General features: G+C 69.3%; 11 protein-coding genes. 6 read left to right on the top strand and 5 right to left on the bottom strand.

The window, feature by feature from the left end; translation table 11 throughout:
• The first annotated feature begins 61 nt into the window (after positions 1 to 61).
• Genes ACODRX_RS13685 through ACODRX_RS13705 form a run of 5 tightly spaced genes read left to right on the top strand, consistent with a single transcriptional unit; the run spans position 62 to position 5,975 of the window.
• Positions 62 to 1,120 (top strand): cyclase family protein, encoded by a 1,059-nt coding sequence (locus ACODRX_RS13685; RefSeq protein WP_488872135.1) that lies wholly within the window; start codon positions 62 to 64, stop codon positions 1,118 to 1,120.
• 11 nt (positions 1,121 to 1,131) lie between these two features.
• Positions 1,132 to 2,781 (top strand): AMP-binding protein, encoded by a 1,650-nt coding sequence (locus ACODRX_RS13690; RefSeq protein ID WP_488872066.1) that lies wholly within the window; start codon positions 1,132 to 1,134, stop codon positions 2,779 to 2,781.
• Positions 2,778 to 3,947 carry an acyl-CoA dehydrogenase family protein gene (locus tag ACODRX_RS13695; RefSeq protein ID WP_488872067.1) on the top strand — a complete coding sequence of 390 codons (1,170 nt, stop codon included), beginning with the start codon at positions 2,778 to 2,780 and terminating at the stop codon, positions 3,945 to 3,947. Before ACODRX_RS13690 ends, ACODRX_RS13695 begins: the two co-directional genes overlap by 4 nt.
• A 10-nt stretch (positions 3,948 to 3,957) precedes the next feature.
• Complete coding sequence (locus ACODRX_RS13700; RefSeq protein WP_488872068.1) at positions 3,958 to 4,698, top strand: SDR family oxidoreductase; 741 nt, start codon at positions 3,958 to 3,960, stop codon at positions 4,696 to 4,698.
• Positions 4,699 to 4,751: 53 nt separating this feature from the next.
• A complete protein-coding gene (locus ACODRX_RS13705; protein ID WP_488872069.1) occupies positions 4,752 to 5,975 on the top strand; it encodes an ABC transporter substrate-binding protein in 1,224 nt (407 codons plus the stop codon).
• A gap of 13 nt (positions 5,976 to 5,988) precedes the next feature.
• On the opposite strand, the gene ACODRX_RS13710 is transcribed toward ACODRX_RS13705, so the two are convergent.
• Positions 5,989 to 6,834, bottom strand: coding sequence for a siderophore-interacting protein (locus ACODRX_RS13710; RefSeq protein WP_488872070.1), 846 nt, complete (start codon positions 6,832 to 6,834; stop codon positions 5,989 to 5,991).
• A gap of 180 nt (positions 6,835 to 7,014) precedes the next feature.
• On the opposite strand from ACODRX_RS13710, the gene ACODRX_RS13715 reads away from it, so the two are divergent.
• Positions 7,015 to 7,428: a VOC family protein gene (locus ACODRX_RS13715; protein ID WP_488872136.1), complete on the top strand. Its 414-nt coding sequence runs from the start codon at positions 7,015 to 7,017 to the stop codon at positions 7,426 to 7,428.
• Positions 7,429 to 7,435: 7 nt separating this feature from the next.
• Here ACODRX_RS13715 and ACODRX_RS13720 read toward each other — a convergent pair whose 3' ends face one another.
• From ACODRX_RS13720 to ACODRX_RS13735, 4 genes are all read right to left on the bottom strand, one after another.
• Positions 7,436 to 9,181, bottom strand: a complete 1,746-nt coding sequence (locus ACODRX_RS13720) for an FAD-dependent oxidoreductase (RefSeq protein ID WP_488872071.1) — start codon at positions 9,179 to 9,181, stop codon at positions 7,436 to 7,438.
• Complete coding sequence (locus ACODRX_RS13725) at positions 9,163 to 10,692, bottom strand: polyamine aminopropyltransferase (protein ID WP_488872072.1); 1,530 nt, start codon at positions 10,690 to 10,692, stop codon at positions 9,163 to 9,165. The genes ACODRX_RS13720 and ACODRX_RS13725 overlap by 19 nt, the downstream gene beginning before the upstream one ends.
• A 211-nt stretch (positions 10,693 to 10,903) precedes the next feature.
• Complete coding sequence (locus ACODRX_RS13730) at positions 10,904 to 12,586, bottom strand: RNA/DNA-binding domain-containing protein (RefSeq protein WP_488872073.1); 1,683 nt, start codon at positions 12,584 to 12,586, stop codon at positions 10,904 to 10,906.
• A gap of 10 nt (positions 12,587 to 12,596) precedes the next feature.
• The gene (locus tag ACODRX_RS13735) at positions 12,597 to 12,815 is read right to left on the bottom strand and encodes a DUF350 domain-containing protein (protein ID WP_488872074.1); all 219 of its coding nucleotides are present in this window, start codon (positions 12,813 to 12,815) and stop codon (positions 12,597 to 12,599) included.
• Between the last annotated feature and the right edge of the window lie 28 nt (positions 12,816 to 12,843).

The following is a 12,843-nucleotide window of genomic DNA, read 5'->3' on the forward strand; positions in this document are numbered from 1 at the left end:
AGCGGCTCGCCGCCTCGCCCGCCACCAGGAGACAGAGATGAATGCATACCGACCGGTGCACATGCCGCACGTTCCGCCCATCGTGGGCAGCCGCCAGGGCCCCCGCTGGACCAGGCGCCCGCCCCTGTCGAACTGGGGCGATTTCGGCCCCGACGACCAACTCGGCCGGCTCAACTACCTCACCGCCGAGAAGGTGAAGGAGGCGGCGCTGGAGATCCAGACCGGCCAGCGCTTTTGTCTCAGCCTGCCGCTGGATGTGCCCGGCGGCAATGCCCTGAATCCGCGGCGCCACCCGCCGGTGATCAAGCCCTCGCGGCGCCCGCTCGGGCCGGGCATGAACTTCGCGCTGTCGCGCGAGAATCCGAACTACACCGACGTGGTGAGCGACGACTATGCGCAGATCTACCTGCAGTATTCGACGCAGTGGGATGCGCTGTCGCACGTGGGCAGCCACTTCGATGTGGATGGCGACGGTATCGACGAGCTGGTGTACTACAACGGCTTCCAGGCGGGCGTGGACATTCTTGCGCCGCAGGACCTGCCCGAGCTCGACGGCCAGTCGCGCGCCCGGGCGCTGGGCGTGGAGCGCCTGGCCGAGCAGGCCATCCAGGGGCGGGGCGTGCTGCTCGATTTGCGCCGGCATTTCGGCGACGGCCACACGCTGGTGTCGGGCCGCATGCTCAAGCAGGTGATGGAGCAGGACGGCATCCGCGTGGGCAAAGGCGACATTGTCGCGCTGTACACCGGCTTCAGCGAGCTGCTGCTGGCCTGCAACCGGCAGCCGCCGGCCGACATGCCGCAAACCGTGGGCGCGGTGCTCGACGGCCGCGACCCGGAGCTGCACCAGTGGATCATCGACAGCCAGATCACCAGCCTGGTGGCCGACAACTATGGCGTGGAGGCCGTGCCCGGCCGGCCGGTGGATGGCGCCTGTGCCTTCCTGCCGCTGCACGAGCTGTGCCTGTTCAAGCTCGGCATGCCGTTCGGCGAGCTGTGGTACCTGCACGAGCTGGCGCAGTGGCTGCGCGCTGCCGGGCGCCACCGCTTCATGCTCACCGCGCCGGCGCTGCGCCTGCCGGGTGCGGTGGGCTCGCCCGTGACGCCGGTGGCCACGGTATGAGGGGCGCAGCCATGGATACCGCCCCCGCCACCTTGGCCGGGATGCTGGCGCAGGCGCCGCAGCAGGCCGTGGCCGTCAGCTTCGCTGGCACGCAGCTGAGCTATGCCCAGCTGCGCGAGCAGGTGGGCCGCGTGGCTGCGAGCCTGCAGCGCCTGGGCCTGCGCGAAGGCGATGTGCTGGGCATCTGGCTGCCCAATACGCCGCGCTGGCTGGTGCTGCACCTGGCCTGCGCCTCGCTGGGCGTTGCCAGCCTGAGCCTCAACCTGAAGCTGGGCGTGCAGGAGCTGGTGGGCTTCATCGACCGCGCGCGCTGCAAGGCCTTGGCATTTGATGGCGCGCTTGCCCTGCCGGCGCAGGGCGCCCAGCTGCTGCCGCAGGTCTGGCAGCAGCATGCCGGCTCCATCGGGCTGCTGGTCGATGCCTCGCGCGATGCGGGGGCGGGTGCTGGCGTCGGCGCCGCGCTGGCGGCCCGGCCCATGCCGCGCTTCGCCCGGTGGGACGATCTGCTCCATGCCGTGGCCGGCGCTGCAGCTGATGCAACTGATGCAGCCGCTGCAGCCGATGCATTGGCGCCGGCCCGCCGGCCGTGCATCATCCTGTCGTCGTCGGGCACCACCAGCACCCCCAAGCTGATCGTGCACAGCCAGTCCAACGTGGCGCTGCATGCCCGGGACGCGGCGCATGGCTTTGGCGTCGAGCGCGGCTGCGGCACCTTGCTGGCGCTGCCCCTGTGCGGCGCCTTCGGCTACACCGCCGCCATGATGACCCTGGCCGCCGGCGCCCGGCTGGTGCTGCACGAGGTGTTCGATCCGGTGGCCGCCGCCCATGCCCTGGAGCGCGAGCCCATCACCCACATGTTCGGCACCAACGACATGGTGGACAAGCTGATCGCGCCGCTGGCCCCCGGCTGGCGGCCGCAGGCGCTGCGCTTTTTCGGCCACGCCAACTTCGTGCCCGGCCTGGACGGCCTGCCGGCCCGCGCCCAGGCGCTGGGCATTCCGATGGTGGGGTGCTTTGGCATGAGCGAGATCCTGGCGCTGTTCGCGCACCAGGACCCGGCCGCGCCGCTGCCGCGCCGGGCCCAGTCCGGCGGCTTCGCGGTGAGCCCGGCGGTGCAGGTGCGGGCGCGGGTGCCGGAGACGGGCGCGCTGGCCGCGCCGATGGAGCCGGGCGAGCTGGAGTTCCGCGGCCCCTACATGCTGCAGGAGTACCTGGGCAATCCCGAGGCCACGGCCCAGGCCTTCACCGCGGACGGCTTTCTGCGCTCGGGCGATCTCGGCTACCTCAATGGCGACGGCGGCTTCACCCACGTCGCCCGCCTGGGCGACGTGCTGCGCCTGGGCGGCTTTCTGGTCAACCCGGCCGAGATCGAAGAAGCGGTGCTGCAGCACACCGGCGCCGAGGCCTGCCAGGTGGTGGCGGTGAATGCCGCGGGCAGCTCGCGCCCGGTGGCATTCGTGGTGCCGGCCCAGGGGCGGGCGATAGACGCCGAGGCGGTGAAGGCGCGGCTGCAGCGGCAGATCGCGCGCTACAAGGTGCCCATCCGCATCTTCAGCGTCGAAAATTTCCCCTACACCATGGGGCCCAACGGCAGCAAGGTCAAGCGCAACGAGCTGCGCGAGACCGCCCAGTCCTGGCTGGTGCGGGAGGGCGTGCAATGAAAGCCGAATGGACCCTGCCGGACACCCCGTTCTTTGGCGGCGCCCATGCCGAGGTGGTGCAGGCGCTGAACCTGTGGGTGGCGCGCCAGCGCCATGTGCTGCACACCGAGCCGCCGGGCGGCCTGCACCAGCAGTGCGCCTACTGGCTGCGCTCGCTGGCCGAGGCTGGCCTGCTGCGCCATGCCGTTCCTGCCAATTACCCGGAGCAGGCGCCGGCGGTGGATCTGCGCAGCATCTGCCTGGTGCGCGAATGCCTGGGCTACTACGCGCCGCTGGCCGATTTCGTGTTCAGCATGCAAGGCATAGGCGCGGCGGCGCTGTGGCAACGCGGCCGGGCCGCGCTGTGCGCGCCCTATGTGCAGGCCTGTGCGCAGGGCCGCAAGGTGGCGGCCTTTGCGCTCACCGAGCCCGAGGGCGGCTCGGACGTGGCCGCCACCCGCACCAGCGCCACGGCGGACGGCGACAGCTATGTGCTGGAAGGCGCGAAGTCGTATATCTCCAATGGCGGCATTGCCGACTTCTATGTGGTGATCGCCCGCACCGAGCCCGGCCACGGCGCGGGCGGCCTGTCGGCCTTCCTGGTCGATGCGGACACCCCCGGCCTGCACATCCACCGGCAGATCGACATCCTGGCGCCGCACCCGCTGGCCGAGATCCATCTGCGCGCCTGCCGCATTCCCGCCAGCCGGCTCATTGGCGAGCGGGGCGAGGGTTTCAAGGCCGCCATGGCGGTGCTGGACATCTTCCGCAGCTCGGTGGGCGCGGCGGCGATCGGCATCGGCCAGCGCGCGCTGGACGAGACGGTGGCCCGCGTCACCACCCGGCAGCTGTACGGCAGGCCGATGGCCGAGATGGACACGGTGCGCCACAAGGTGGCGGACATGGCCGTCCAGCTGGAGGCGGCGCGCCTGCTGGTGCACAAGGCGGCCTGGACGCGCGACGTGCGCGGGCGCCGCATCACCACCGAGGCCGCGATGGCCAAGCTGCAGGGCACCGAGGCCGCCTTCCAGGTGGTGGACGCGGCGGTGCAGCTGTGGGGCGGGCTCGGCATCACCTGCGGCTCGGTGGTGGAACGCCTGTACCGCGAGATCCGCCCCATGCGGATCTACGAAGGTGCCAGCGAGGTGCAAAAGACCATCGTGGGCCGCCAGATTCTCAAAGCCTGAAAGGAAGACCATGACGATATCCATTCCAGCCGGTGCCCGGGTGCTGGTGACCGGCGCCAGCCGGGGCATAGGCCGGGCCACCATGCGCTATCTGGCCGAGGCGGGCTACGAGGTGACGGGCCTGGCGCGCAGCGCCCCGGCGGAGCTCGGCCCGCGCGAGCATTTCGCGCCCTGCGACCTGGCCGACCCGGATGCCACCCGCGCGGCGCTGCAGCAGCTGCTGCGCGCAGGCCCTTTCTACGGCCTGGTCAACAACGCGGCGCTGGCCCACACCACCAGCATCGCCGACACCAGCGTGGCGGACATGCACCAGGCCTTGGCGCTGAACGTGAATGCGGCCCTGGTCTGCATGCAGGCCCTGATGCCCGGCATGGTGCAGGCACGCGCCGGCCGGGTGGTCAACATCTCGTCGCGGGCCGCGCTGGGCAAGCCCAACCGCACGGCCTACAGCGCCACCAAGGCCGCGCTGATCGGCATGAGCCGCACCTGGGCGCTGGAGCTGGCGCCGCACAACATCACGGTCAACGCGATTGCGCCGGGGCCGGTGGCGACCGAGCTCTTCCAGCAGGCCAGCCCGCCCGAGGCGGCGCAGACCCAGGCCCTGCTGGCCTCGGTGCCGCTGCAGCGCGTGTCCGAGCCGCTGGAGATGGCGTTCGCCATCGGCTTTCTGCTGCACCCGCTGGCCGGCTACATCACCGGCCAGACACTGCACATCGACGGCGGCCTGACCATCAGCGCCACGCGGCTTTAGACCGTGAAAACGTTCTTAGGCCTATCGATCACAACCACAGCCAGGAGACAGGCATGAGCACAGTATTTCGAAAAATCATTCGGGCATTGCCGGCCGCCGCGGCGCTGGCATGCGCCGCCGCCAGCGGTATCGCCCAGGCGCAGGAGGCGGTGCGCATCGGCATCATCGCGGACCAGTCCGGCGTGTACTCCGCCATCACCGGCAAGGGCAGCATCGTCGCGGCCCAGATGGCCATCGACGAGCTGGGCGGCCAGGTGCTGGGCCGCAAGATCGAGCTGCTCAGCTTCGACCACCAGAGCAAGGCCGACGCGGCGGCGGCCAAGGCGCGCGAATGGTACGACCGCGGCATCGACGCGATACAGGACGTGGGCGGCTCGGCCGCGGCGCTGGCGGTGCTCAACATCGCCCGGGAGAAGGGCAAGGTGCTGGTGATGAGCGGCCCGGCCAGCGACCGCATCACCGGCGACCTGTGCGCGCCCACCGTGGCGCACTGGGCCTACAACTCGTATTCGCTGGCCAACACCGTCGGCAAGGCGGCGGCACAGCGGGTGGGCAAGAACTGGTTCTTCATCAGCGCCGACTACTCGGGCGGGCAGGATGTGGTGCGCGCCACCACCGCGGCGATCGCCACCGAGGGCGGCAAGGTGGTTGGCGAGGCCAAGCATCCGCTCAATGCCGCGGATTTTTCATCGGCGGTGGTGCAGGCGCAGACTAGCCAGGCCGAGGTCATCGGCCTGGCGAACTTCGGCAACGACCTGGTCAACTCCATCAAGGCGGCGCGCGAGTTCGGCATCAAGCCGGACAGCCGGCAAAAGCTCGCCAGCCTGCTCATGTACATCAACGACGTGCATTCGCTGGGCCTGAAGACCGCGCAGGGCATGCTGCTGTCGGAGGCCTTCTACTGGGACATGAACGACGAGACCCGGGCCTTCTCGAAAAAATACTTCGCCAGGCACAAGGCCATGCCGAACATGAGCCAGATGGGCGCCTATTCGTCCGTGCGGCACTACCTGAAGGCGGTGGCGGCGGCGGGCACCACCGAGGCCAAGGCGGTGATGGCCAAGATGCGCGAGCTGCCGGTGCACGATGTGTTCACCAGCAACGGCCGGCTGCGCGAGGACGGCATGATGGTGCACGACATGTACCTGTTCCAGGTGAAGTCGCCGGCCGAGTCCAAGTACCCCTGGGACTACTACAAGCTCGTTGGCACCGTGCCGGCGGACAAGGCCTTCCTGCCGCTGGCCGAGTCGCCCTGCCCGCTGCTCAGGAAGCCATGAGGCGGCGGGCGCCTCAGCCCTCGATCACCTCGTGCGCGGCCACGCTGCCCCGGCGCCAGTAGGCGGCGGCCTTGGTCCACTGCGGGGCGGCGCCGTGGCGGCTGACGGCGGCCGCGCGCAAGGCCTTGGCCACCGCGGATTCGGCCGCGATCCAGACCTGGTAGTCGCCGGCGGGCGCATCCACCTGCGCCAGCGCCTGCAGCAGCCCTTCGGCCTGGCCGCCGGGGCCGCCGTTGCGGTGCACCCAGCGCAGCTGTAGCGTGGCGGCGCTTGCCAGCGGCTGCTCGTCGGCGGCGCTGTCCACCTCGACGATGGCGATGGCGTGGCTGCCGGCGGGCAGCTCCCGCAGGCGGCGGCCGATGGCGGGCAGCGCGGTCTCGTCGCCGACCAGCAGGTAGCCGTCGAACGCGGTGGGCACCACCATGGAGCCGCGCGGCCCGGCGATGCCCAGCTGCTGCCCGGGCCGGGCCTGCAGCGCCCAGGCGGTGGCGGGGCCGGCTTCGTGCACGGCAAAGTCCAGCTGCAGCGTGCGCGCGGCGGCGTCGAACGAGTGCGGCGTGTAGTCGCGCATGGCCTCGCGCAGCGGGCCGGGCGGCAGGCCCTGCTCGGTCAGTGGCGGGAGCTCGAGCCGGCCGTCGGCGCCGGGAAACAGCAGCTTCACATGGTCGTCGAAGCCCGGGCTGGCAAAGCCCTGCAGCTCGTCGCCCTGCACGGTGATGCGCAGCATATGCGGCGTGAGGCGCTGCACCTGCGCCACCTGCACGCGGCGCACGGTGATGCCGTGGCGCTCGCGGCGCGTGGCGCGGGCTTCGAGCTGGGCGGCGCTGGGTGGGGTGGAGAGGCTCAGTTGCAATGGCATGGCTAGGCGTGGTTCGTCAAAGATCGGTCCATCATATTTAGTGAGAATTATTCTCGTTTGATGGCCTTGGCATACCCATGCCCGGGGCCGGCCATCGCGGCCGGCGTTTGCGGGCAAGCCGAATCTGTGCGCAAGCCGCGCTGCGCCTCTGTTAATCTCTTTTCGATGAACACGATGCAACTGCCCTCCATCTTCCACTTCGCCTTCAACGTGACCGACCTGGAGGCGGCCCGCCGCTTCTATGGCGAGGTGCTCGGCTGCCAGGAAGGGCGCAGCACCGATACCTGGGTGGACTTCGATTTCTTCGGCCACCAGATCTCGCTGCACCTGGGCACGCCGTTCGCCACCGCCGAAACGGGCAAGGTCGGCCAGCACCTGGTGCCCATGCCGCACTTCGGCATCATCCTGCTGCTGCCGCAGTGGCAGGCCCTGGCGCAGCGCCTGCAGCAGGCGGGCACCGACTTCGTGCTGGAGCCTCAGGTGCGCTTCGAGGGCGAGCCCGGCGAGCAATGGACCATGTTTTTCCGCGATCCCTTCGGCAATCCGATCGAGGTCAAGGGTTTTCGCACCGTTGAGGCGATCTACGCCGCCTGAGCCGGCGCTACGCGCCCAAGGCGCGCAGCGCCGCGTGGTGGCCGCGGGTGAAGGCCTCTTCGAACACCGAGTAGCCCGACCAGTCGCCGTGCGCGAAATGCAGCCGCGCGGTGCCGGGTGTGGGCAACAAGGTGGTGTGCTCCCCATTCCATGGCTGCTGGCGTTTGATCGGCGGCTGCTGCAGCCCGATCTGGCTCAGGATCGTCTGTGCCCCGGGCCGGGGAATGGCCATGGCATGGCCGTAGCGCATGATGTCGATGCGCGTGGCCTGCGCGTAGACGTCGGGGTGGGCGCGGGCCAGCGGCGCCAGCGCCGCATCGCGGGCCTCGGGCCAGGCCATGCGGGCCAGGGCCGCTCGCGCCGCGCCTGGGTCGCCATGGGCGCCAGTGGGCGCGCGGTAGCAGCTGAGCACCGTGGGCAGGAGCTGCCGGGCGTTCAGGCGCTGGTGGCCCGCATTCACATAGCCCAGGCCGCCGCTGGCCACATCGTCGAAGAAGACATTGTCCCAGGCCGGCTCGGCGCCGGGGCGGTCGGCCAGCGGCGCGCGGAGGTGCACATTGGCCACCATCCACGGCGCCCAGTCCAGCGCCTCGGCGGCGGCGGCCAGGAAGTGCGGCGGGTTCCGCACCACATGCCGGGCGATGAAGACGGGTAGCGCCACGATGCAGTGCGCGGCCTGCCAGCGTTCGATGGCGCCGGTGGCGGCATCGAGTGCATCGAGCTGCACGCCGTGGCGGTCTTCGGCGATGCCGAGCACGCTGCGGCCGGTGTGCAGCCAGCCGGCCTGCTGTGCCGGCGCTGCCAGCTGCCGCACCAGCCAGCCGTTGCCCTCGGGCCAGGTAAGCACGCTGTCGTGCATGTCGGGGGCGGGCACGCCAGGCGCCTGAAAGCCGTGCCGGCTGGCAAAGTAGTGCAGCCCGGCCCAGGCCGAGACCCGGGCGGCGCCGGCGCCGAAATCGTCCAGGCAGCAGTAGTCCAGGTACCAGCGCAGCAGCGGATCGCCGAGCTGCTGCTGGCGCAGCCAGGTGTCGAGGCTGATGGCGTCCAGCGCCCGGTGCGCGGGCGCCAGGCCGCTGCCGGGCAGCCAGCTGCGCAGCGCAGGCATGCTGAAGCGCTGCGCCGCCATGGCCTGCTCCACCAGCGCCGCAAAGCGCCGGTACTGCGCCAGCGTGCCGGGCTCCACGCCTTGCACGGGCAGCAGGCCCTCGATCCACTCGCCGTGCCGGAACAGGCGCTCTTGCGGGCTGAAGCACAGGTACTCGTCGCGGTACTGCCAGCGGCCCGATGCGCGCTCGCGCACGCCCAGTTCCTCCAGCAGGTCCTGCACCTCGGTGGCGTCGTCGCCCGGCACCGGCAGGTAGTGCGCGCCCAGCGGGCAGGGCAGGCCGGCCACCAGGCCGGCGCGGCTGTTGCCACCCACGCTGTCCTCCAGCTCCAGCACCGCCACATCGTGCACACCGGCGAGCCGCAGCGCCCGGGCGGCCGCCAGCGCGGCGATGCCGCCACCGGCAATCAGCACCTGCGCGCGGCGGGTGGCGGCGGGCGCGGGCAGCGGCAGGCCCTGCCGCAAGGATTTGCGCAGCTGGTCGCGCAGGGCGTGGCCGCGCTCGATATTGGCACCGATGAAGCCGCCCGTGATGTGCGCCACCGACGCGCTGGGCGGCGCCGGCGTGCAGCCGCCCAGGCCCCAGCCGGCGGTCAGCGCGGCGCCGGTGCGCAGCCAGGCGCGGCGGTTCAGTGGATCTGGCCCCATTCGCGCTCGTAGGTGTGCACCAGCACCTGGTTGGACAGGCGGTTGACCTCGGCGGGCACGCGCGCCATGTCGGGCGGAAAGTCGAACAGCAGCGCCAGCGTGGGCGCGCTCAGAAAGCGCAGGTCCGCGGGCAGCGCGGCCGGCATGCTCCAGGGGCGGCGGCTGGCGATCACGAAGCCCCATTCGCCGAAGCTGGGCACATGGGCATGGTAGGGCGTGGCGGTGAGCCCGGCGGCCTCGATGGTGGCCACCACCGTCCAGAAGCTCTCGCGCGCGATCAGCGGCGAGGTGGTCTGCACCACCGCAAAGCCGCTGGCCGACAGGTGCTGGCCGAGCAGCGCGTAGAAGCTGTTGGTGAAGAGCTTGCCCACCGCGAAGTTCGTGGGGTCGGGAAAGTCGACGATGACCACGTCGAACATCTCATCCGTCTGCTGCAGCCACTGGAAGGCGTCGGCGTTGACGATATGCACCTTGGGGTGGTTGAGCGCATCGCCATTGAGCCGGCGCATGCCGGCATCGCGCTGGAACAGCTCGGTCATCTGCGGATCCAGCTCGACCAGGGTGATGGATTCGAGCGACGGGTACTTGAGCACCTCGCGCACCGCCATGCCATCGCCGCCGCCCAGCACCGCCACCCGGCGCGGGTGGCCGAAGCGGCTCATCACCGGGTGCACCAGGGCCTCGTGGTAGCGGTACTCGTCGCTCTGCGCGAACTGCAGGTTGCCGTTGAGGTACAGGCGCGCGCCGCGCTTGCCCTGCGTGAGCACGATGCGCTGGTAGGGCGTGCTGCGCGCGAGCACGATGTTCTCCTGGTAGAAGCGGTCTTCGCTGAGCCGCGTGAGCTGCTCGGCCCCCGCCAGGCCGCCGGCCAGCAGCAAGAGCACCAGCGCGCAGCCGAGCGCATGCCGGCTCCAGTGGCGCAGCTCGCCGCGAAACAGGAACAGCGCCCATACCGCCACCAGCGCATTCATCAGCCCGAAGACCAGGCCGGTGCGCACCAGCCCCAGGTGCGGCACCAGCAGCAGCGGAAACGCCAGCGACACCGCCAGCGCGCCCAGGTAGTCGAAGGTGAGCACCTGCGACACCAGCTCCTTGAGCGCCACGTTGCGCTTCAAGATGCGCATCACCAGCGGTATCTCCAGCCCCACCAGCGTGCCCACCAGCAGCACCATGCCGTACAGCAGCAACTGGAAGCCGCCAGGCACATAGGCGTAGGCGACGGACAGCAGTGCCGGCAGCGCGCCGCCCACCAGCGCCACCATCAGCTCGATGCGCAGGAAATGCGCCGGCAGCTCGCGCTCCAGGTAGCGCGACAGCCACGAGCCTATGCCCATGGCGAACAGGTAGGTGCCGATGACGGTGGAGAACTGCAGCACCGAGTCGCCCAGCAGGTACGAGGCCAGCGCGCCCGCGGCCAGCTCGTACAGCAGCCCGCAGGCGGCCACCACGAACACGCTGGCCAGCATGGCGATCTCCAGCGGGCTGGCGCGGCGCGAGTCGGGCGTGTTCATGGGGCGGCGGTATCGAGCATGGCCTGCCGGTAGGGATCAAGGACAATGGCGGTCATGGCTGGATTGGCTGGAAAATGTGCAAACCTTTGTTACATATCCAATGTAACGCATTGATTTACAACATCTCGTTGGATGGGGTTGGATCCGCGATTGGATGAAAAAGGGCCTGGCCTGCGGTTGTAGCCAACCGATGCCGACAGCATGGGCTGCGTCAAGGCTTGCGACGCCACAGCGCTGCATTGGTGGCACCTCCTGCGTTTTCTATCAGCTGCTCACGCACCATGTCTTGCAGCAGGTTCTTGATATAGATCTTGCGGCTGTGGTCTGAGGCAATGGATGCGGGCAGCTTGGGCAGCAGCATGGCGTTGATTGTGGCCCGGCGCTGCGGACCCAAGGCTAGTAGCTCCAGCACCAGAGCTTTGTAGTGCCTGGCGTCCAGTCCCTTGTGGTCGAGGTACTCTATCTCCTGCCCCGTGGCCACGGCCAATCGGGCTGAGATGTACAGCTTGGGGCTGCGCCCTTCGATCAAGCCCGCCCGCCGCAGCTCGGCGACCTGCATGGTGTCCAGCTTGCGCTGCTTTTGCACGCGGTCCAGCCACAGCACATGCTCGATGGGCAGCTGCGTGCGCTCCATCAGCCAGCGGCTGTAGTTTTCATCGATCTCCTGCCCATACACATTGAATACGGTGCGCAGCAGGGTCGAGCCCTCATAGTCCGGCAGCGGCAGAAAGCGCCGCCGCTGCGCCTGCACCATGTCGTGGATGCCGAAGCCCACCTTGTCGATCATGCCGATCTCGGCCATCGCCTTGGCCAGGCGTTCGTTGCGGTAGCGCTCGGGCGTGCGCAGGCCGCTGGCGTAGTCGTCGGGCTGTCCATCGAAAAAACCGCCCAGATTGGTCATGCGTACCAGGCCGCCAGTTTCCTCCACCACTACGCGGCCGCCTTGCGCGTAGTCCTGGTGTGCCAGGCAGTTGTGCAGCCCTTCCAGTAATACCGTATTGGTGTCATAGCGCGGCAGGGTAACGGCCAACAGCTCGTTTGCAGGAAACAGCTTGATGTTGGGGTTGCGTATGCACTGCGCCACCTTGGTGGTGGTCAGCAGGAACGGCGGATGGAAGTGTTCGGCCGCCCGCTCGGTGGCCAGCTTCCAGGTGATTTCCACGGGGTGCGGCGACAGCAGCGCGGTCGCACTCTCGCGCTGGCCCAGCAGTAGCAGGCAGGCGCGGGTGATGTGGCCATGGATGGTGAGGCCGATCTTGTCCAGCAGCTTCTCCACGGTCCATCGCGGTATCTGCGTGGCCCAATCCTCGCGCTGGTGCCTTTCAAAGAACTTTTCGCGGGCCTTGGCAATGGCGGCGTCATCCAGGTCGGCGAACGTTGCGCCCGGCACCAGGCCGGCGCTCCAGTCTTCGCCCGCCAGATGCTCGGCCAAAATGGCGCGGCGACGGTCTGCGCGCAGTTCCACCAGGCTGTCGCCGTCGCGCTGCCAGGCCTTGTCATGCGCCAGTACCGGCTCTCGCGGCGCATGGCGGGGTATGTGCACGAGCCACACCGTGGCGCCGGTATCGCGCGCACGCAGCTGTTGCACATGCAGACCCATGGAGGGCAAGCCCGGCGTTTTGCCCAGTATGCGATGCACCACGTTTTCCAGCGTGTAGTCGGCAAAGTCCTGGATGCCTGTGGGCGCCAGCGATCCATCCTGCACTCCTATCAGCACACAGCCGCCCTCCATGTTGGCGAACGCGCTGACATAGGACACCAGGTCCTCGCCTTTGCGGCCGGAGATGCAGGACTTCAGCGAATGCCATGCCTTCCATTCGTGGCGCTCGTTCTCCCGGGGGAAATGGGCGCGCAGCCAGTGCTGGAGCTGCGTGGCGGTCTCGAATTCGTTCATGGGGCCCGGTTCACCCGATCGCCGCCGCCACGATGATGCTGATGCCCAGGCACATCGCCGCCACCACCACGCCGAGCGCCAGGTTCTGCTTCTCGACGATCTCGGCCCACATGTCCACCGGCGTGATCTTGTCCACGATCAGAAAGCAGACCCAGAACACCAGCACGCCGATCAGCGCGAACAGGACCGAGCCCACGATCGCCCCGGGGCGCAACCATTCGATATCCATATGCAACTCCTTTCTTGCTTGTCCGTCG

The organism is Comamonas sp. FG99 (assembly GCF_057808605.1).

Bases quoted from the DNA above. Each gene is read 5' to 3' on its own strand.
- ACODRX_RS13720 (WP_488872071.1), bottom strand. From the start codon at position 9,181: ATGGGGCCAGATCCACTGAACCGCCGCGCCTGGCTGCGCACCGGCGCC.
- ACODRX_RS13725 (WP_488872072.1), bottom strand. From the start codon at position 10,692: ATGAACACGCCCGACTCGCGCCGCGCCAGCCCGCTGGAGATCGCCATG.
- ACODRX_RS13700 (WP_488872068.1), top strand. From the start codon at position 3,958: ATGACGATATCCATTCCAGCCGGTGCCCGGGTGCTGGTGACCGGCGCC.
- ACODRX_RS13705 (WP_488872069.1), top strand. From the start codon at position 4,752: ATGAGCACAGTATTTCGAAAAATCATTCGGGCATTGCCGGCCGCCGCG.
- ACODRX_RS13730 (WP_488872073.1), bottom strand. From the start codon at position 12,586: ATGAACGAATTCGAGACCGCCACGCAGCTCCAGCACTGGCTGCGCGCC.
- ACODRX_RS13735 (WP_488872074.1), bottom strand. From the start codon at position 12,815: ATGGATATCGAATGGTTGCGCCCCGGGGCGATCGTGGGCTCGGTCCTG.
- ACODRX_RS13710 (WP_488872070.1), bottom strand. From the start codon at position 6,834: ATGCCATTGCAACTGAGCCTCTCCACCCCACCCAGCGCCGCCCAGCTC.
- ACODRX_RS13690 (WP_488872066.1), top strand. From the start codon at position 1,132: ATGGATACCGCCCCCGCCACCTTGGCCGGGATGCTGGCGCAGGCGCCG.
- ACODRX_RS13685 (WP_488872135.1), top strand. From the start codon at position 62: ATGCCGCACGTTCCGCCCATCGTGGGCAGCCGCCAGGGCCCCCGCTGG.
- ACODRX_RS13695 (WP_488872067.1), top strand. From the start codon at position 2,778: ATGAAAGCCGAATGGACCCTGCCGGACACCCCGTTCTTTGGCGGCGCC.